At 64.3% G+C, this 19893-nt stretch carries 19 protein-coding genes; 6 read left to right on the forward strand and 13 right to left on the reverse strand.

Annotated elements, in window-relative coordinates; genetic code table 11:
- Nucleotides 1–31 precede the first annotated feature (31 nt).
- The 4 genes from CFE28_04990 to CFE28_05005 form a co-directional block, all read right to left on the reverse strand.
- Nucleotides 32–613 (reverse strand): hypothetical protein, encoded by a 582-nt coding sequence (locus CFE28_04990; protein ID OYU69412.1) that lies wholly within the window; start codon nt 611–613, stop codon nt 32–34.
- A gap of 13 nt (nt 614–626) precedes the next feature.
- Nucleotides 627–1052, reverse strand: a complete 426-nt coding sequence (locus CFE28_04995; protein OYU69413.1) for an aminoacyl-tRNA hydrolase — start codon at nt 1050–1052, stop codon at nt 627–629.
- Between the two features lie 61 nt (nt 1053–1113).
- On the reverse strand, nt 1114–1665 hold the full coding sequence (locus tag CFE28_05000) for a hypothetical protein (GenBank protein ID OYU69414.1): 552 nt from the start codon (nt 1663–1665) through the stop codon (nt 1114–1116).
- 423 nt (nt 1666–2088) lie between these two features.
- Nucleotides 2089–2583 carry a Fur family transcriptional regulator gene (locus CFE28_05005; GenBank protein OYU69415.1) on the reverse strand — a complete coding sequence of 165 codons (495 nt, stop codon included), beginning with the start codon at nt 2581–2583 and terminating at the stop codon, nt 2089–2091.
- Nucleotides 2584–2701: 118 nt separating this feature from the next.
- On the opposite strand from CFE28_05005, the gene CFE28_05010 reads away from it, so the two are divergent.
- A complete protein-coding gene (locus CFE28_05010) occupies nt 2702–4702 on the forward strand; it encodes a TonB-dependent receptor (GenBank protein OYU69416.1) in 2001 nt (666 codons plus the stop codon).
- Between the two features lie 229 nt (nt 4703–4931).
- On the opposite strand, the gene CFE28_05015 is transcribed toward CFE28_05010, so the two are convergent.
- From CFE28_05015 to CFE28_05025, 3 genes are all read right to left on the reverse strand, one after another.
- Nucleotides 4932–5972, reverse strand: a complete 1041-nt coding sequence (locus tag CFE28_05015; protein ID OYU69417.1) for a hypothetical protein — start codon at nt 5970–5972, stop codon at nt 4932–4934.
- A gap of 240 nt (nt 5973–6212) precedes the next feature.
- Entirely contained in the window at nt 6213–7082 is an 870-nt protein-coding gene (gene prmC, locus CFE28_05020) for a protein-(glutamine-N5) methyltransferase, release factor-specific (protein OYU69418.1), read from the reverse strand.
- A complete protein-coding gene (locus CFE28_05025) occupies nt 7079–7849 on the reverse strand; it encodes an MOSC domain-containing protein (GenBank protein OYU69419.1) in 771 nt (256 codons plus the stop codon). The genes prmC and CFE28_05025 overlap by 4 nt, the downstream gene beginning before the upstream one ends.
- 86 nt (nt 7850–7935) lie before the next feature.
- Between CFE28_05025 and CFE28_05030 the strand changes: the two genes are divergently transcribed.
- From CFE28_05030 to CFE28_05040, 3 genes are all read left to right on the forward strand, one after another.
- Nucleotides 7936–9024 (forward strand): acyltransferase, encoded by a 1089-nt coding sequence (locus CFE28_05030; GenBank protein ID OYU69420.1) that lies wholly within the window; start codon nt 7936–7938, stop codon nt 9022–9024.
- A 101-nt stretch (nt 9025–9125) separates the two neighbouring features.
- Complete coding sequence (locus CFE28_05035; GenBank protein ID OYU69421.1) at nt 9126–9236, forward strand: hypothetical protein; 111 nt, start codon at nt 9126–9128, stop codon at nt 9234–9236.
- A gap of 162 nt (nt 9237–9398) precedes the next feature.
- A complete protein-coding gene (locus CFE28_05040) occupies nt 9399–10199 on the forward strand; it encodes a hypothetical protein (protein ID OYU69422.1) in 801 nt (266 codons plus the stop codon).
- On the opposite strand, the gene CFE28_05045 is transcribed toward CFE28_05040, so the two are convergent.
- Entirely contained in the window at nt 10200–10964 is a 765-nt protein-coding gene (locus tag CFE28_05045; protein ID OYU71564.1) for a hypothetical protein, read from the reverse strand.
- A 62-nt stretch (nt 10965–11026) separates the two neighbouring features.
- Entirely contained in the window at nt 11027–12103 is a 1077-nt protein-coding gene (locus CFE28_05050; GenBank protein OYU69423.1) for a peptide chain release factor 1, read from the reverse strand.
- A gap of 282 nt (nt 12104–12385) precedes the next feature.
- Between CFE28_05050 and CFE28_05055 the strand changes: the two genes are divergently transcribed.
- The gene (locus CFE28_05055; GenBank protein OYU69424.1) at nt 12386–14599 is read left to right on the forward strand and encodes a bifunctional diguanylate cyclase/phosphodiesterase; all 2214 of its coding nucleotides are present in this window, start codon (nt 12386–12388) and stop codon (nt 14597–14599) included.
- A gap of 152 nt (nt 14600–14751) precedes the next feature.
- Nucleotides 14752–15054 (forward strand): hypothetical protein, encoded by a 303-nt coding sequence (locus CFE28_05060; protein OYU69425.1) that lies wholly within the window; start codon nt 14752–14754, stop codon nt 15052–15054.
- A gap of 74 nt (nt 15055–15128) precedes the next feature.
- Here CFE28_05060 and CFE28_05065 read toward each other — a convergent pair whose 3' ends face one another.
- The 4 genes from CFE28_05065 to ptsP all read right to left on the reverse strand — a co-directional run bounded on the left by CFE28_05065 (nt 15129) and on the right by ptsP (nt 19834).
- Nucleotides 15129–15422 carry a hypothetical protein gene (locus CFE28_05065; GenBank protein ID OYU69426.1) on the reverse strand — a complete coding sequence of 98 codons (294 nt, stop codon included), beginning with the start codon at nt 15420–15422 and terminating at the stop codon, nt 15129–15131.
- Between the two features lie 88 nt (nt 15423–15510).
- Nucleotides 15511–16629, reverse strand: coding sequence for a 4-hydroxy-3-methylbut-2-en-1-yl diphosphate synthase (locus CFE28_05070; GenBank protein OYU69427.1), 1119 nt, complete (start codon nt 16627–16629; stop codon nt 15511–15513).
- Nucleotides 16630–16641: 12 nt separating this feature from the next.
- Nucleotides 16642–17613: a cell division protein FtsQ gene (locus tag CFE28_05075; protein OYU69428.1), complete on the reverse strand. Its 972-nt coding sequence runs from the start codon at nt 17611–17613 to the stop codon at nt 16642–16644.
- A complete protein-coding gene (ptsP, locus tag CFE28_05080) occupies nt 17570–19834 on the reverse strand; it encodes a phosphoenolpyruvate--protein phosphotransferase (GenBank protein OYU69429.1) in 2265 nt (754 codons plus the stop codon). The genes CFE28_05075 and ptsP overlap by 44 nt, the downstream gene beginning before the upstream one ends.
- Nucleotides 19835–19893 lie beyond the last annotated feature (59 nt).

The following is a 19893-nucleotide window of genomic DNA, read 5'->3' on the forward strand; positions in this document are numbered from 1 at the left end:
AAAGGGGGCGGGCCGGTCCCGCCCCTGAATCCTACAGTTCGACCAGAACGATCCGTCCGCCGCGGACCTCTACCCGCTTCATGATGGCCATGTCGGTTCCCTTGCCGCCCAGGGGCTTGGCCACCAGGATCACGAACCAGGCGCCATTGGGCAGGTTGGAGAATGAGAACCGGTCGGCGCCATCACAGGTCGAGCGGCGTATGAAGGCGGAATAGTCGCCGCTGGGCGCCGTCGGCGTGCGGGCGCGAACCTGATCCACCGGCAAGGCCGAAGCCACGGGCGAATTATAGAGGATGGTCATCCTGCGGCGGGACCACAGGGTTTCCGGGGTCAGGATGACGCCAGCGCCCTTGCAGGTATACTTCACGCCCGCTGCGCTGAACCCCACATGGCCATCTATTCCGCCCTTGCCGACGGCTGTTGACCAGGCGAAATCCTGGGCCCGGAAGACTTCCGCCGATGGCGGTGCGCTGGCCGGATCGCGGCCTGGCGGTTGCGGGCCGAGGGTCGGTCCTGCAGCGCAGGCGGACAGCGCCAGAAGGGCGCCGGTGATCAGGAGATGGCGAAGTTTCATCATGCGCACAGAATAGGCGCCGACTGCCTCATCCGCCAAGCCTTCGTTAAGGTTAGTCGTCGCCCCTGACCTTGCCGCGGAGGGCCTTGACCCCGCCGCGCTTGACCTTGCCTTCCAGCCTGCGGGTCTTGGAGGCCAGGGTCGGGCGGGTTCGTTTTCGGGGTGGCGGCGGTGGTTCGGCCGCCTTGCGGATCAGTTCCAGCAGGCGATCCAGGGCGTCGGCGCGATTCCGTTCCTGGGTCCTGTGGGTCATGGCGACGAGGACCAGGATTCCGTCCTGGGTCAGTCTGCGGCCCGCCAGTTTCATGAGGCGGATGGCGACATCATTGGGCAGGGACGGGGACCGCCGGACGTCAAACCGAAGCTCGACCGCTGTCGACACCTTGTTGACGTTCTGACCGCCGGGGCCAGCAGCACGTATGAACCGCTCGCTGATCTCGTCGTCTGCCAGGACAATGCCGGGAGTAACCTCGATCATGGACGACGCGGGGGCCTGAACTGCAATCGCGCCGTGAGTGTGACGCGGCCGGAGTCTCCGCCTATTTGGTTTCGGTGTCGAGTTTCCCGAACCGGGCCTCGAACTCGCCGATCAGTCCCTTTGCCAGCAGGCTCGCCTGATCCACCCAGGCATCCCGGTCGATGCGGCCCCGGAAGGCGCCGAGATGATCGTCTACCCGGGCGATTTCCGCCTCACCCCAGGCCGCGATCTGGTCGAACCGCACAACACCGATATCGTTCAGGACAGCGTTCAACTTGGGGCCAATGCCCTTGATCTGCAGCAAGTCGTCGGCAGCGCCGACCGCAGCAGGGATGCCGATAGCGGTAAGCCTGGGCGCTTTCGGCTGGGGGCTCTCGACCAGCGGCGCCGCGGCTACGGGCGCGACCTCAACGGCCTTGGGAGTTTGCGCCGGCGCCGATGGTGGGGCAGACGCAAAGGCCTGTGGCGCTGCCGAATGGGATTCAGGAACGGGAGTCGACGCGTTGATTTCCGGGGCCTTCGGCTTCTGTGCCCAGACCCACCAGCCCGTGACCAACCCGATCAGGAAGGGGAGGGTGAGCCAGAACAGGCCACCGATTGTGCAGTTCCACATGGCAGGATTTCCTATCGGCTCAGTCTCTGCCAGCCCGGCCCCAGCCCCAGGCCAGCCAGGCGATCAGCAGCCCGGCGCCAAAGGCGAAAAGGGAAGGAATGAAGGAGGTCAGGAATGAGGTGAACATCGAGAAGGTTCCTGAGGACTAGGAGTTCGACGAGGCTGCAAAGGTCGCCATGTCCTTGGCGACAGCCGTCTTGCCGATCACGCAGGCGCGGCCAAAGCCCATGGGGCCATAGAGCATCATGGCGGCGGCCAGGGTGACCCCCAGGCCGATGAAGATCTTGGAACTGGCCGTCATCTCGGTTTCAACCTTGTGTCATCCGGCGCACATTATCGCCGAAGGGTGTGAGAATGCCCAAGCTCACGGAGCTCTGCGAGCGGATTCAAGCAGGGCGCTTAAAAGTCGCAGCCCGATTCAGCCTAGGATGGCGCCGCCTCGCCCTGGCAGGCCGGGCACAGGCCGTGAGCTTCCAGAGTGACAGAGCGCAGGGCATAGCCGGCCATGTCTACCGATGACAGACGATCCAGCAGGTCCGGATCGAATTCCTGGGCGGCCCCGCAGCAATCGCAGATCAGAAAGGCCGCCTTGTGGCTTTGGGCATCATGCCTGCAGGGGACATAGGCGTTGAGGCTTTCGATCCTGTGGGCAAACCCCATGCGCTCAAGGAATTCCAGGGCGCGATAGACGGTAGGCGGTTTGGCGGGCTCGCCCTGCCGCCCGAACGCCGCGATCAGGTCATAGGCTTTCAGCGGGGCGTCGGACTGTAGCAGGAGTTCAAGCACACGACGCCGGGGAGGGGTCAGCCGCTCCTGGGTGGACTGGCATCTGGTTTCGGCATCGGCGAGCGCAAGACCAAGCGAGTCGCCCTCCAGGCCCGGATGGGCGCCTATGGAATGATGACAATCTGCGCTCATTCTCAACAGGTAACTGTCTCCGCCTCCGACTTCAAGGAGGCCGCTTGACAGCCCGTTATGTTATCTCATAACAGAGGACGTTATATTGTAACATTAACTGTGCTGACAAGGTTCTGGAATGATGCGTCGTGATCTCCTGTCGGCGACGGCTGTCGTCGCGCTCCTGGCGTCCGGTTCAGCCTACGCCGCCGATGCCCCCCCTGAGGATGGCAAGGTGATCGCTGAAGTCATCGTGACCGGTGCGCCCTATGTGATCTCCCTGGACTCCGCCACGACCAATGTCGACGTGGTCAAGCGTGAAGACCTGGACACAGCGGTTCCGGCAGGGATCGGCGATGTGCTGAGCGGCCTGCCGGGTGTGCGGTCCAGCGCCTTCGGACCGGGCGCCAGCCGGCCTGTCATTCGTGGCCTGTCAGGTCCCCGGGTCATGGTCCTGACCAATGGCGTCGGTATGATCGACGCCTCGGCCCTGTCGCCGGACCACAGTGTCGCGACCGATCCCCAGGAAGCAGAGCGGATTGAAGTCCTGCGGGGGCCATCTGCCCTCGCCTATGGCGGATCGGCCATTGGCGGCGTGGTCAACATTACGGACAACCGGATTTCGAATGTCACGGTCGATGGCCTGCACGGCCGGGTACTGGGTTCGGTCTCCAGTGTGGATGACGGAAAAAGCGGATCTGCGGAACTGCGTTATGGCGCCGGGAACTGGGTCGTCACCCTGGATGGGCTGAAGCGGAAGAGCAGTGACTATACCATTCCAATGGAAGCCATCTCCTCGCGCCTGGCGGCGGACGAGGGACTTCCAGCTCCCCAGGCCGTAGAGAGCAAGGTCGTCAATACCGCCGTTGAACTCACATCCTATGGAGCAGGCCTGTCCTATGTCGGCGCTAACGGCTTTGTCGGCATGTCGGTCAAGAAGCTCGAGACCCTCTACGGGGTGCCCAGCGATGAACCCGATCCCATCTCCATTGACCTCAGCCAGACCCGGATCGATTTCCGCGCAGGCCTGAACGGAGATTTCGGTCCCTTTGATCGTATCAAGCTGACCGCCGGTCATGCTGACTATGAACATGTGGAGCTTGAGGCTGGGACGCCCGGCACCCGGTTCCTTTCCGATGGCTGGGAGGGCCGCGCCGAGTTTGTGCAGCCGGATCGAGACGGATGGCAGGGCGCCGTAGGCGTGCAGGCGCTCCTTCGGAACTTCGACGCCATCGGAGCGGAAGTGTTCGTCCCCAAGACCAGAATTACTGAACAGGGAATCTTCGCCCTTCAGCGGCTCGACAAGGAGGCCTGGGGTGTCGAGGGCGGACTTCGTCTGGATCGTCGCGAGCTGGACAGCGTCCCGGGCAAGCGGGACTTTACCAACGTCTCAGCCTCTGCAGCAGCCTTCATCCGTCCGGCCGATGGCTGGTTCCTCGCCCTCAGCCTGGCCCGGGCCAGTCGTGCGCCCAGCGAGCAGGAACTGTTCGCCAATGGCGCCCACCCCGCCGAAGGGGTTTTCGAAATTGGCGACGGCAAGCTGGACGCCGAGATTTCCAATTCGGTGGATGCGACAATCCATTACTCAACCGGCCCCGTCGCCATCGATCTGCATGCCTTCGTCGTGTCCTATGATGGATTCATCGACCTGAAGGGAACGGGACTTGACGATCCGGACTCCGGCTTCCCGATCTACCGGTTCACCCAGAGCAAGGCCGACTTCCACGGCGCTGAACTGGAAGCGTCCTATGAGCTGCTGGATACTGCAGACACCCACGCCGAAGTGAAGCTGTCCGGGGACACTGTCCGCGGCGAAACCGGTGGCGGTCCCGCACCCCGCACCCCGCCCTGGTCACTCGCCCTGGGTCTGGAAGGCCGTCATGGTCCATGGAGCGGAAACGTAGAAGTGCGGCAGGTCGCCAAGCAGACCCGCCTGGCCGCTTTTGAGCGCGCAACGGACGGCTACACCCTTGTGAATGCGCAGATGATCTACCGCCCGAGCGAGCTGTCAGGCTTCAAGATCTTCGTGGACGGACACAACCTGACCAATCAGGAAGTGCGCGAGCACGTATCCTTCCTGAAGGACATAGCACCGCTTCCGGGCCGCAGCCTGCGGCTCGGAATTGGATACAGCTTCTAGAGCCCGCCGCGATAAGTGGGAACCGGTTATCGCGACAAGCGGGCTCTAAGCCTTTGAATCAGAGCGCAGTTTTACCCTTTAGACGATTCCGTCTAAAGGGAACGCGCTCTAGAGCCCGCCGCGATAAGTGGGAACCGGTTATCGCGACAAGCGTGCTCTAAACCTTTGAGTCAGAGCGCAGTTTTACCCTTTAGACGGTTCCGTCTAAAGGGAACGCGCTCTAAAAGGCCTAGCCCTCTTCGCCGCCGCCTTCGAAGCTGCGCGGTGCGCGGCGACGACGGGCGGGCTTGGCGGCTTCTTCTCCGGCGTCAGCCACGGGGGCGGCTTCGGCCTTGGGGGCGCGGGACCGGGGCGCCTTCAGGAAGGCCGGCGCGTGGCTCTCACCGCCGTCATCGTCCCGCAGGACGGGTGAACTCTTTTCCTCAGTGGCCACCATGGGAGCGGCCTTGGGCTCGATCACCGCCAGGGGATCGCGCTCGGGGCGATCTTCACGGGGCTCGCGTTCACGCCAGCGATCACGGCGACCGCCTTCAGGGCGATCATTGCGCGGTCTGTCTTCCCGAGGCGGGCGGTCCTCACGGGGCCGTTCATCGCGGGGGCGTTCGTCACGTGGCCTGTCATCGCGTGGCCGCTCTTCACGGGGCCTGTCTTCACGGGGCCGCTCGTCGCGGGGACGGTCATCCCTCGGGCGGTCGCCGCGATCTTCGCGGGGCGGGCGGTCTTCCCGGGGGCGGTCGTCCCGCCAGCGGTCGTCACGATCGCGATAGCGCGGGCGGTCTCCACGGTCTTCCCTCGGCCGATCGTCCCTGGGACGGTCATCGCGCCAGCCATTGCGGTCACGGGCTTCGGTTTCGCCTTCACCGGCTTCAGCTGCATCGCCATTGGCGGCGGCTTCAGCGTCAGCAAGGGCGGCAGCCTGGGCGCCGCTCTCGTCTTCGAAGTCGATGTCGAAACCGGACACGAACTGGTCGCGGCCGAGAATTTCGCTGGCCGGACGGGTGGGCTGCATGGCCCGGACCACCCGGAAATAGTGCTCGGCGTGCTGGAGGTAGTTTTCCGCCAGGACCCGGTCACCGGCCGTCGTCGCATCCCGCGCCAGCTGCTGGTACTTTTCAAAAACGTGCTGGGCGTTCCCGCGAACCTTGATGTTCTCGGGTCCGTTGGATTCAAACGCACGGTTGGCGTTTTGTTGTTGAGGCTTGCCGCCGTTGTTCGCGCCGCCGTTACGATTGCGGCCACGCTGGCGCTTCATACCTTTGAAGTCTCTCATTCGTCCTCGCGCCGACCGTCTGGGCTCTGGGAGCCTTGATGCGGTCGGTGTATCCTTTCGCCTTGGTCCTGGGCCTGGGCCCGGAAAACTCAGTTGATGCTTAGGTGTTCCTCGTCTTCCACCCCGACTTGGGGCTCGCGCCACACGGCGCGCCTGTCGGAGCGGTCCAGGCTTTCCAGATTGGAGGCCGAACCTGAAGCACCGACGTATGAGGTGGAGACAGAACCCTGCTCTAGCGATTCACCGTGAAGTTTCCAAGGCCTTTTTCATTCCGACCACCACACGGTCATGCATGGCGAGGTCAGGGATGGTCCAGACATCTTCGGCGCCTGCCGCATTGAAAAGGGCCTCGACGGCGTCCTTCTGGTCGTAACCGATCTCGACGGCGAACAGTCCGCCCGGTTTCAGCACCCTGAGGATCTCCGGGGCGAGGACGCGGTAGTGATCCAGGCCGTCCGGGCCGCCATCGAGGGCGAGACGGGGTTCGTGGTCCTTGACCTCGGGCTCGAGAGTCTCGATCACGTCGCTCGCGATATACGGCGGGTTGGAAACCACCACGTCATAATTGTTCTCGCCCAGGCCGCTGGTCCAGTCGCCACGCAGCAGGGCCACCTTGCCGGCCAGACCCAGATGGGCGGCATTGTCACGGGCCACAGCAAGGGCTTCCTCCGAGAGGTCGACTCCAAGCCCCTTCGCCGCGGGTCGCTCGGCCAGGATGGACAGCAGGATGGCGCCGGATCCGACACCCAGATCCAGGATTGTGAAGGGCGTCCGCTCGGGCATCTTCTTCAGGACGTAGTCGACGACGACTTCGGTATCCGGACGCGGGGTCAGGACATGGGAATTCACCGACAGCATGATCTTCCAGAAGCCCTTGCGGCCCAGAATGTGGCTGACCGGCTCCCGGCGCTCCCGACGACTGAGATAGTCCTCGAGGGTCGCTTCCTGTTCGGGGGTCAGGGCGCGGTAGGGATCGCCGACAATGTCAGCCCGCGTCGCATCGGCCGCGGCCTCTACCAACAGGCGGGAGTCGATCACCGGGCCGTTCAGGCCCGCCGCCTGCAACCGCGCCTTTGCCGATTGCCAGGCGCTGAGCAGGGTGTGGGTCATTTCCGCTCCTGCGGCGCAGTACAGGCATCGCCCAGGCTGACCCGGCCGCCATCGGTGACGTGCACATAGATCCCACAGTTCATGTGGCCGTAGTTATCGAACAGGGCCTTGACCAGATCCATGTCCCGCTCGCCGGTGACTGGGTCCACGTGGGTGGCGATGCAGCGCTTGATCGGCTTGTAGACCCTTGCCCGGGCGAAGCCGACCATCAGGTCGCGGTCTTCCCAGGCGTCTTCGGCCCAGGCCGGCCAGCCCTCGACATAGATGTTGGCGCGGAACCGCAGGGGGTCGATCTCGCGGCCGAGCTTTGACTCAAGGTCCCGTACGCTGGCGAGGTTCAGGATGGAGACGTGACCCAGGGGGTGATCCATGAACCTGTGGTCGGGCGCCTGGACGACCTTCAGATCCGGATGGGCGTCGCTGCCGAGCAGGCCCTTGAGCCAGTGGGTGAAGCCTTCCTGTCCCTCTGATGCGTTCAGGTCGCCGGCAAAGTCGGGTTGCCCGGGCGCCCTGGCTGAAAGGGTTCCGCTGGCTTCGTCATAGGCCGTGGTCGCCAGGGCGACCTGGGGCAGGGCGGCCAGGACCGTAAACTTCATCTTGGTCACCCAGGCAGGCGCGGCCGGGTCAAACCCCGAGGGTCCGTTCTCCACGGCAAACATCCGGTCGCAGGGAAACTCCTTGCCCACCATCAGATCGGCATGGGTCAGGCGCTCGGGCGTGAAGCCCTTCACGGGGTGGCGGTAGAGAGCTGCGACATGTGCATCCATGGGCTTTGGTTGCCGCAATTGCCGCCGTCTTGCAAGGAACCGCAGGCATTAACGACGCTGTCACCTCCGCCTCCTAACCTTGGCCCATGACCGCTCCGCCCTATGTCTTCTATGACGAGCGCCGCTATCTCATGGGGCTGGACGGCCTGCGCGCCCTGTCTGTCCTGCTGGTCATAGTCGGTCATTTCGGATTTGACCGGATGGTGCCCGGCGGCCTGGGCGTCACCACCTTCTTCTTCATCAGCGGATTCCTCATCACCACCCTGCTGCGCAGCGAGCAGGCGGCGGCGGGCCAGGTCCAGCTTGGCAATTTCTATATCCGACGCTTCCTGCGCCTGGCGCCCGAGCTCTATGCCTTCCTGCTGATCACAATCCTTGCCGGACGCTTCTACGGCATGGACTCGCCCCTGCCGCAGATCGCTGCGGGCTTCGCCTTCTTCACCAACTATCTGAATATCGCCCAGGCGCCCCTGGCCATCGCCCCGCACTGGCCCCAGCTCTGGTCCCTGGCGGTGGAAGAGCACTTCTATCTGACCTTCCCCCTGCTGCTGGTCTTCTGTCGCAATCAGCCAAACCGCCTGCTGGCGCTCCTGGGGCTGGTCTGTGTCGCCGTCCCGGCCTGGCGCATCCTCGCCTATGTCAGCGGCGCGCCGGATCTCTATGCCGATCAGGCGTCGGAGTGCAGGATCGACTCCATGGCCTGGGGCTGCCTGATGTCCATTGTCTTCGAGCGCTTTGGCCATCGCCTCAAGACTGCCCCCCGCGCCGCCGCCTTTGGTCTTGTCCTGAGCGGGGTGCTGATGCTGGCGACACTGGTCTATCGCGATCCGGCCTACCGCGAGACCATCAGGTTCTCCCTGCAGGGTATCGCCCTCGCCCTGGGCTTCTGGGGCCTGTTCTTCTGCCCCCTGGGTCAGACCCTGCGACGCCTGATGGAGTTTGCGCCTGTGCGCTGGATGGGGCGCAGATCCTATGCCGCCTACCTGTGGAACACAGAGCTGCACCATGTCTTCGCCCATCTGAACGGTGGCCCGGCCTCTGAACTGCCCCTGGCGCAAAGGGCGGTGGTCGCGCTCCTGGCCATCCCCGCCACCTTCGCCCTCTCGGAGGCCTCCCACCGCCTGTTCCTGCAGCCCCTTGGCGGGCTGAGGCGACGGTTCGAACTCAAGGCTTAGGAGGACGGGCAGGTGAAACCCTGCTACCAACCTGACATCGTCCTGCGGACGTCAAAGGGCTGGGCCTGACCCAGAGCCGAAAGGCGCACCAGGAGACCGGCATGGCCAAGGGTCAGAAGAAGTCCAACAAGGAAGTCCGCAAGCCGAAGACGGCCAAGGTGAAGGCCACAACCGAGACCAAGTCCTTCCTGACGCCGATTACGAAGAAGTAGTCGGCGCCGGGCAAGCGGGCCAATGCCAGAAGCAACAGACCAATCTTCTGAGGGGTTTTCACTGCGGGGGTTGCCCACTGTGCGAATTCCGGCGAGGTAGCTGCAACCCCTTGCTTACCACCCAGGCTGGCGCCTCCGTGGCCACTTTGATGGACTTTTGAGATGGCATGGTCAGCAACGGCGCCGCTGCTTCTTGTCTCCTGCGCCATATTCGTCCTGTTGCTCGCGGCACTTGAACTTGGCTATCGCATTCCCGTCGCAAGGCGTCGCAAGGATTCCGAGGGCCTGCAAAGCCCGGACTACCTGCTTTCAGCCGTTCTGGGTCTCCTGGCGCTTCTGCTTGGCTTCACCTTCTCACTGGCCCTTGAACGGTATGAATCCCGCCGTGACCTGGTCATGGCTGAAGCAAACGCCATCGGCACCAGTCTTCTGCGCGCAGACCTCCTGCAGGAGCCGCTGAGGTCTGATCTCGTGACCGCTCTGGGCCAGTATGTTGAGGCGCGGATATCCTGGTCCCTGCTGGAATCCCATTCAGACAGTGTTGAGGGAACCGCGTCCCTGCAGAGGCGCATCTGGACCATGACAGGTCAGGCCCTTCGCTCGGACCCCGAGCCCCAGATCACCCGTGGACTGATGGAGTCCCTGAACGAAAGTTTCGATCTCGCGGCGACCAGGGCGGAAACCAGACGCACCCATCTGCCCGAGCGCCTGCTGGGCATGCTCCTGCTCTACGTCGTCCTATCGGCCGTAATGCTGGGATATGTCCTGGAATCCGGCGGTCAGAGACACCGGGGGCCAGCGACCGTGCTCCTGATACTGCTGACAATTGCGATCACGCTGATACTTGACGTTGATCGGCCGCTGAGTGGCGGCATCAGGGTCTCGCAGCAACCGATGTTGGATCTCAGGGCTTCATTGCCTGCAATCGCGGCATCGACAGATCCCGCCATCACCCGGAAGTAGTCAGGCCTGTCCCTGGCGTCCGGCCCGCTGGGGCAGGATGAAGAGCAGGGTGATGATGGCGAGGGCCAGGGCTGCGGAGGCTGCCGGTCGGCTGAGGGCCAGGCCGCCATGGTCCAGAGGTTTGTCCAGCCAGTCGCCGACAGCAGCGCCCAGGGGACGGGTCAGGACAAAGGCCGCCCAGAACAGGGCGATCCGACTGATCGATGTCCGGTAGTAGAGCCCCGCCACGACAGCCAGCAAGCCTGCAAACACCGCCGCTGCGCCCAGATAGCCCAGGCCGCCGGTATCGGCTGTCCAGTCGCCCAGGGCTGTGCCGAGGGTCTGGGAAAGGGTGATGGTCACCCAGTAGAACCGTTCGGCGGCTGGAGCGTGGATGTCGTCAGCGGATATCGCCCCCAGCTTCCAGCGCCAGATCGCAAGTGAAAGCATGACGCCCGCTGCAAGGATCAGGGAGCCACCGAGATAGCCCACCCCCATCGACCGGGTGGCGAAGTCCGCCAGGGTCGTACCTGCCGTCGTCGAGGCGATGATGGTCGCCCAGTAAAGAGTCGGCCTGAACCGATCCGAGGCTATCTGCCAGAGGGCCAGGACCACCAGCAGGGACAGGAAGATCCCCGTGCTCAGCAGATAGCCAAGGTTGAGGGACATGCTGAGGGTGTCGCCCGCCGTCTCGCCCAGGGTGGTCGCCAGGACCTTGATCGCCCAGAAGCCCAGGGTGACGGCCGGGACCTTGCTGAGGGCGGAACGGGCGGCTTCGTCAGACATGGACTTCATCCCGGGCGTCTTCACTGAAGGAAGTTCAAATCCGTTGCGGGAGGTCAGCGACCCTACCCGAACTCGTCCTCGAGCGCCGAAAGCCTCGCCGCCTGATCTTCCGCGATCAGGGGGTTGATCACGTCGTCGAGGGACTCGCCCTCCATCACCTTGGCCAGGTTGTAGAGGGTCAGGTTGATGCGGTGGTCGGTGACGCGGCCCTGCGGGAAGTTGTAGGTGCGGATACGCTCTGAGCGGTCGCCGGAACCCACCTGGCTCTTGCGGGCGTCGGCGCGGGCGGTGTCGAGGGCCTCGCGCTTCTGGTCATAGAGCCTGGCCTGCAGGACCTTCATGGCGCGGGCGCGGTTCTGGTGCTGGGACTTTTCCGAGCTGGTCACCACAATGCCGGTGGGCAGGTGGGTGATGCGCACGGCGGAGTCGGTCTTGTTCACGTGCTGGCCGCCGGCGCCGGATGAGCGATAGGTGTCGATCCGCAGGTCGGAGTCATTGATGACAATGTCCACGTCCTCCACTTCGGGCAGGACAGCGACCGTGGCGGCCGAGGTGTGGATGCGGCCGCCAGCTTCGGTCTCGGGAACCCGCTGAACCCGGTGGACGCCGCTCTCGAACTTCATCCGGCCGAAGACGCCGTCGCCGGTGATGGCGGCGATGATTTCCTTGTAGCCGCCCATTTCGCCTTCGGAGACCGAGTCGATTTCCACCCGCCAGCCGTGGGTCGAGGCATAGCGCTGGTACATGCGGAACAGGTCGCCGGCGAACAGGGCGGCTTCGTCGCCGCCGGTTCCGGCCCGCACTTCCAGAATGGCCGAGGCGTTCTCGTCCTTGTCCTTGGGCGCCAGCAGCAGGGCGACCTCGCGCTCAAGCTCGGGTAGGCGGGTGTTCAGGGCGTCGAGTTCGTCCCGTGCGAGTTCCGCCATGTCCGGGTCACCGGAGGCGAGCATTTCCTCAAGCTCGGGCGCCTCGTCCCTGGCCCGGGCCAGAGTCAGTACAGCGTCGGCCACGGGCTTGAGCTCGGCATGTTCCTTGGAGAGGCGCACGATCTCGGGTCCGTCTGTCGCGGCGCCCATGCGGGCTTCGATCTCGCGGAAGCGGTCGAGGACCTGATCGAGACGGGCTTGGGGCAGACGCACGGTGTGATAACTCGTTCAAACGGGAGGCCGCCTTCTACTCCGCCCCGCCCGGTCTGCCAATGTCAGGAGGCCAGTCACCGCAATCCAGGCCAGCCAACCAGCAAGGCGCTTTAGGTCTGATCCCCCGGGTGTCGACCTACCGACCGCGCATGTCTCTTGGCATGGTTACCTCAGGGTTTACCAAACATGGGAATTTCGTTTTACAAAACAATATGTTGACTACCTTCCGTTAAGTCGTTCGTGGTTACATGACACCAACTGCCTCCTCCCCAGGCCAGGTAAATGCCGTCTAGACCGTCTGATGCAACGCTCCGGTTTCTCCTCCTCCTCCTGGTGGGGCTGGCGGGGGCTGTGCTGCTTGTGTCTTCCTTTGTGAGCATTGCCGGCCGGGCTGACCAGCAGGCCGTTGCCCGCGAAGAGCAACTGGTTTCCCACGGGATCGAAGGATGGATCCGGGACCAGGAAACCCGCATCGAAGGCCAGGTCAACTGGGACGATGCGCTCCTGAACCTCGGGGTCCAGTATGATCCCTCCTGGGCGAGCGCCAATATCGGCCAGTTCTTCTACAACTCCCTGAAACTGGAGCGGGCAGTGATCCTGGACAGCCAGGATCGACCGCTCTACGCCATGGTCAAGGGCCACGATGTTTCGACCCGGTTCTACAACCGGTTCGCCGGCGATATCCGGCCCCTGATCGACCATGTCCGGGCCGAAGAAGCTGCACGGCAACTGCCTCTTGCGCAGAAGCCCTACGAGCGGATCATTTCCCATCCGATCCAGCAGAGCGCCATAGCCCTGCTGGATGGCAAGCCGATCCTGGTGACCGTCAGTCTGGTGCAGCCCGACTTTGGACGGGCAACCCTAAAAGGTCCGGCGCCCATCATCGTGGCGGCCGAAGATCTCGACGAAAATTTCATCAAGGCGTTCAGCGACCGCTTCCTGCTGACCGGACTGCACATACCGATCATCAATCTGCATCTGGACGAGCCAAAGGAAGGGCATTTCCTGCTGAAGGATGGTCATGCCCGTGATGTGGCGCGACTGGACTGGACGCCGTTGACCCCCGGCCGCCAGATGCTGGCCAATACCGTGCCGCCGGTTCTGGCTGTTCTGGTGCTTCTGGCGCTTTGCGCCATTCAGCTTCTGCTCAAGACCCACCGGGCTTCCCAGGCCCTGGTCGCTAGCGAATCCCGCGCCCTGCATATGGCCTTCCATGACGCCCTGACGGGCCTGCCGAACCGGACCATGTTCAACGACCGTGTCGCCCAGGCCCTTGCCCACCAGAGACGGGATGGCCCGATCGTTGGCGTGCTGTCCCTGGATCTTGATCGCTTCAAGGACGTCAATGACACCTTCGGTCACCAGGCCGGAGATGATCTCATCGCCGCCGTCGCCTCGCGCATCGGCCCCCTATGCCGCGTGACGGATACGGTTATCCGTCTGGGTGGAGACGAGTTTGCGATCCTGCAAGTCGGCGCCTCCGCTAACAGTATCGCCATCCTTGCCGACAGGGTCATTGACGCAATTTCGCAGCCTTTTGATCTGGATGCAGGACGCGTGTTTGTCGGCGCTTCGGTGGGGGCGACCCTGATCAGCGACCCGACCTGTGAAGTGGGTGAAATCCTGCGCCAGGCGGACCTGGCCATGTATCGCGCCAAGGCCAATGGCCGGGGCCGCTATGCCTTCTATGAGCCCGAGATGGATCAGGCGCTGAAGCAGCGCCGGGCCCTGGAAGCCGATCTGCGCGCCGCTCTGGCCAGTGAGAGCCTCACCATGGTCTACCAGCCCCAGGCTGACGGGGCCGGCCGTGTGGTCGGGGTTGAGGCCCTGGTACGCTGGACCCACCCGGAGCGGGGCCCGATCTCCCCTGGCCTGTTTGTACCCATTGCCGAGGAGTGCGGTCTCATAGAGCGCCTTGGCGATTTCACAATGCGTCAGGCCTTCGAAGACAGCCGGCGCTGGCCGGGGTTGAGTGTCGCCGTCAACGTTTCGGCCGTCCAGCTGCGGGACCAGGCCTTCCTTGGCAAGATCACCCAGATGGTGAAGGACGCCGGGGCAAACCCCAATCAGATCGAACTGGAAATCACCGAGGGTGTCCTGCTGGTTGACGACGAGATCGTTCACCGCACCCTTGCCGGACTGCGGGGCATGGGTTTCTCCCTGGCCCTGGATGATTTCGGCACCGGCTATTCCAGCCTTGCCTATCTGCGGCGTTATCCGATCGACAAGATCAAGATTGACCGGTCCTTCGTGATCAATCTTGGGGTTGAAAAGGACGCCGAGGCCCTGGTTGGCGCCATTGTCAAAATGGCCCGCGCCCTGGATCTCGATGTCATTGCTGAAGGCGTGGAGACCGACACCCAGCGTGATGGTCTGCGTCGCGCGGGATGCGGCAATATTCAGGGCTTCCTGTTCTCCCGCCCGATCCACTCCGACGATGTCGCCGCTCTTCTGGCCGAACGCGCGCCGACCGTGGGCTGGCGGCGCGCCGGTTAAGGTTGCTGCTTCTTTTGAGGGGTGAATCCCACTCGCGGCAGGGGCGTAGTCGGTTTTAACCTTTGATCGATGGCCCTAGGGTCCCGCCCATGCCGTCGATCCTCGACCCCCAGAACAGACGCCCGCGCCGACGTCCACAACATGTGGACCCGTTGGTGGCGGAGATTTGTGAAGTCCTGCTGCGTCTGGGCGGCAGCGCGCCCCGGGAGCAGGTCATCGCATCCCTGGGAGAGAACCGCGCCGCGCCGGTGGACAACACCCTTCGCGCCCGGGCTGTCGCTGTCTTCGACGCCCATTCCAGTCCTGAAGCCCTGACGACCAATGTCCAGCCTCTGTTCCGCCGGCCATTTGGACCTGGCAAGCACCGCTGGGCGCTGACAGCTGAGGCGGAAGCCTTCCTGAGGGCTGGGGCAGCCCGTCGGGCGCGCCTGTCCGGCGTGGTTCTGGATTCCTGAGCCTGAAACGAAAACGGCGGACCGACCCTTCCGGATCGACCCGCCGCAGATCGTAACGCTGGTGAGCGCGTGGCTTAGATGCGCACGCCCGAGAGCGGAGCATTGCCGAAAGCGCCCAGCTTCACATTGCCGCTGAGGGTGTCGCCGCTGACGGTCGCGGAGAATTCCAGGGTCATGGGCATGGGCGAGGTGATCGCCGCTGACCAGGTCAGGGTGTCGCCGTCGACCTTGCCTTCGACAGATTGCTCACCCATCGGACCCTTGGTCGAACCGGTGAAGGTGTCGCCATTGGTGGTCAGGGTCGCTTCGATGGTCTGAGCGCCCATGGGGGAGTTGATGGTGATCTTCCAGTTGCCGTCTGCGGACATTGTGTCCTCCGTGATTGATGCCGGCACCTAAGCAATCTCGGGGGTGTTCCGCAAGGGGTGACGCCTACGTCATTTTTGCGTCACAGGCCTATGACTGGGTGGAGAGTTCCCTGGCCCTGGCTTCCACCAGTTCGACGATGTGATCGACCATGTGGTCGTTGTCCATCTTGTGGTCGGGCTTTCCGGCCATGTAGACCATTCCTGATCCCTTGCCCCCGCCCGTAAACCCGAGATCGGTCATCAGGGCTTCTCCGGGTCCATTCACCACGCACCCTATGATCGACAGGCTCATGGGCGTGGAAATGTGCGCCAGCCTCTGCTCCAGAGCCTCGACCGTCTGGATGACATTGAAGCCCTGACGGGCGCAGGACGGGCAGGCGATGATATTGACCCCACGGTGGCGCAGGCCCAGCGACTTCAGCATGTCGAAGCCGACCTTGATCTCTTCGACCGGGTCCGCCGCCAGGCTGACCCTGATGGTGTCGCCTATTCCGGCCCAGAGTAGATTGCCCATGCCGATGGAGGACTTCACGGTCCCGACCCGGGTTCCGCCAGCCTCGGTCACGCCCACGTGCAGGGGGCAGTCAATGGCCTCGGCCAGCATCTGATAGGCCGCCACGGTCATGAAGATGTCCGAGGCCTTCACGCTGATCTTGAACTCGTGAAAGTCGTGGTCCTGCAGGATCCGGGCATGATCCAGAGCGCTCTCCACCATGGCCTGGGGGCAGGGCTCGCCGTACTTCTCCAGAAGGTGGGGTTCGAGGGAGCCGGCATTGACGCCGATCCGCATGGAGCAGCCATAATCCCGCGCGGCCTGGATGACATCGCGCACCCGGTCAGGGCGGCCGATATTGCCGGGATTGATCCGCAGGCAGGCCGCGCCAGCCTTGGCGGCTTCGATCCCGCGCTTGTAGTGGAAATGGATGTCCGCGACGATCGGGACCTTGGCGGCCTTCACAATGGTCGGCAGGGCTGCCGTGGAGGCCTCGTCCGGGCAGGAAACCCTGACGATGTCGGCGCCGGCCTCTTCCAGCCGGCGGACCTGGTCAATGGTCGCCCCGGCGTCAGAGGTCAGGGTATTGGTCATGGACTGGACCGTGATCGGCGCATCGCCGCCCACCTCGACATTGCCGACGCGGATCTTGCGGGACACGCGCCGTTCGATGGCGCGCCAGGGACGAATGTGGGTGTGATCGTGTGCGGTCATGACAGGCTATATCTAGGGGCTCGGCGCCAGTTGGGCCACTGAACTCTTGCCGACGGGAACGGCGCCGCGACTTTCATCGGCTACAAATATCTGAAGTGCGCCGGCGTCGAAAGCTTCCAGGGTGAGGCCTTTGACATTGGGAACCCGATAGGCCTGCCCAACCGCCAGCTGTCTTGCGAAATAGGTTGCGCCGTCTGGCCCCCTGACAATCAGCGAGGCCGACTTTCTGGCCTGGACGATGACCCGGGATTCTGCGGCCGTCGCACCGAGTATGGGACCCTTGGCTTCGAACCGTGGATTCATCTGTGGGACTACAGGATCTGCCGGCGGTTCGCTCGCCTCAGGAGAATTCGCATCGCTCATGGCCTTTGCCAGACCCGGAGTCTCGTAGGGCGCGGGCGCCGTGGACTCCACTGGTGCGGGCAGGGGCGCCCCCAGCTCGACAAAGCCCTTGGTCACCACTGGCGTCGCTGCTGCAATAGCCCTCGCGGGCGCCGAGGGTGGAGGCGGCGCATCCTCCATGGCGGTGCGCTGGGCGATGTTCCAGGCGACAATGCCTGCGACCAGGATGATGGCGGCGACCACAATCGCGCCGATGCGCCGGTCGGAATTGTCGACCCCGATCGGCGCCGCGAGACCTTCATTGAGCAGGGGATCGTCCGCCCGGAACCGCTCGACGGCGGCTTCGCCATCCAGTCCCAGGGCCTGGGCGTAGGCGCGGACATAGCCGACCGTAAAGGGCCGCGAGGGTAGCTGATCGAGGCGGAAGTTCTCTATGGCCGCCAGATACGCCCCCCGGACCCGGGTCGTTTCGGCCAGCTGGTCCAGGGAGAGGCCCCTGTAGAGCCGAATGGCCTTGAGCGCCGCCCCGACATTGGGGCCGGTCATCAGGGTCGGTCCCGAAGGCGTGTCTGTCCCGGCTTGGCTCGTCACGGCGGTGCTAGATGGCGAGGTAGAGTTTGCGGGCGAGGGTTTCGACCTCATTGCGGATCGAACCGGCCGTGCTGCGCAGCAGGGCGGTTACCCCTCGGCGTGCGGCCTCACGATCGCAGGAAAGGACCATCTGCTTGACGGGTCCAATGCCGGCGGGCGGCATGGAGAGGCCCTCGAAGCCCAGGGCGACCAGGACAAAGGCCTCCAGCGGCCGTCCGGCCATTTCCCCGCACACCGAGACCGGGGTTCCGGTTTCCGCGCAGGCCTTCTGAATCGTTTCCAGAGCCCGCAGGGCGGGGGGCGACAGGAAGTCATAACGATCCGACACCCGGGGATTACCCCGGTCCGCCGCGAACATGTACTGCATCAGGTCATTGGTCCCGACGCTGACAAAATCCGTCATCGGCAGAAGGGCGTCCAGGTGCCAGACCAGGGACGGCGCTTCGATCATCGCGCCGACATCGAGGCGCAGGGGAGCGGGTCGCCCGCGCTTCTGGGCCCAGGCCACCTCGTGGTCAACGAGGGCCCTGGCGGCCCTGAACTCATCAACACTGGCCACAAGCGGGAACATGATCTTCAGGGCACGGCCCTTCGAGGCGGCGATCAGCGCCCGCAACTGGAGGCGCAGGAGGGCCGGTCGATCCAGGCCCATACGAATGGCGCGCCAGCCCAGGGCCGGGTTGTCCTCCCGCTCGGCTTCAAGATAGGGCAGCACCTTGTCGCCACCGAGGTCGAGGGTGCGGAAAGTCACCGGGCGGTCGCCGGCGGCGTCCATGACCCGCTCATAGAGGGCGGCCTGGGCGTTGAACCTGGGCATTTCCTCGGCCACCATGAACTGGAATTCCGTGCGGAACAGGCCGATGCCCTCGGCGCCGGTCTCGTCCAGAATGTCCAGATCCACGTCGAGGCCGGCGTTCATCAACAGGCTGATCTTCGCGCCGTCGCGGGTGAAGGCCGGGGTGTCGCGCAGCTTGGCGAACTCGGCGCGTCTCTGCTGGCGGACTTCGATCCGCGCCTGCAGGGCCTTGATGACGTCCGGACGCGGCCGCAGATAGGCTTCGCCGGTTTCGGCGTCGACAATGACAGGGTCGCCCTCCGAGACCCTGTCGCGCAGGCCGGCCAGGCGGCCGACGCAGGGAATGTCCAGGGCCCGGGCCACAATCGCCGCATGGCTGGCGGCCGAGCCTTCTTCCAGCAAGAGCCCCTTCAACCGGGTGCGGTCGTATTCCAGCAGGTCGGCAGGCCCCAGATTGCGGGCGATCAGGATCGCGTTCTCGGGCAGGTCCCGCTTCTTGCCACCTTCGCCGGACAGGTGGCGGAGCAGTCGGTCGGCCAGATCCTCAAAGTCATGCAGGCGTTCGCGGAGATAGGGATCCCGGGCCTGGCCCAGTCGCGCCCTGTGTTCGGAGCGGACCCGCTCGACAGCCGCCTCAGCCGTCAGGCCATTGCGCACCGCGTCCTCAAGACTGCGGTTCCAGCCGCGGTCGTGGGCGAACATGCGGTAGGTTTCCAGCACCTCGTAGCTGGCTTCCACCAGACCGTGCTGGCCTTCGAGCATGAAGTCGATCTGGGCCTGAAGCTCGGAAATGGCGGTCTTCAGGCGGGCGTCTTCCGCTCCAACATCCTCGGCCAGCAACTGGCTGGGGGCGACAGGGGGTTCGTGCAGGACGGCGACGCCCAGGGCCAGACCATCGGCGAACCGTGCGCCCTTCAGGCGCTCAGGCTTCTGCGGAACCAGATCAATGCCGCTGAGCGGGCCGGCCTGGGCGATTTCGCCGCCCACCACCATTTCCGCCAGGACCATGGCGACGATCTGCAGATCCTCGACGTCATCGTCGGAATAGACACGCTCGGTGCGGTTCTGGACAACCAGGACGCCGATCGCCCGCCCGCCGCGCAGCAGGGGCACGCCCATGAAGGCGTGGAACGGATCTTCGCCGGTTTCCGGCCGGTAGGAGAAGGCCGGATGGTTGGGGGCGTCGGACAGGTTGAGGGGGCGACCCAGCCGCATGATTTCGCCCACAAGGCCTTCGCCGGGCTTCATCCGCGTGACGTGGACGGCGTTGGGATCCAGACCCTGGGTGGCGAACAGTTCCATGTCGCCGATCGCCCGGCGCATGTAGAGCGAGCAGACCTCGGCCACCATGGACTGGGCGATGATCCGCACCACCATATCCAGACGCGCCTGAGCCGGCCCGCCTGAGGCCAAAGCCTCACGGATCTGTCTCAACAGGCTTCGCTGCCCGCGAATTCCGGCTGTGGGCGACGGCATCAAGACCGTGGTCTCCTCTCCTTGCGGCAGGTTTAGCAGGTTTGACGGCGGAGGCGGAT

It is taken from the genome of Alphaproteobacteria bacterium PA2 (genome assembly GCA_002256425.1).
Taxonomy (GTDB): domain Bacteria; phylum Pseudomonadota; class Alphaproteobacteria; order Caulobacterales; family Caulobacteraceae; genus Phenylobacterium.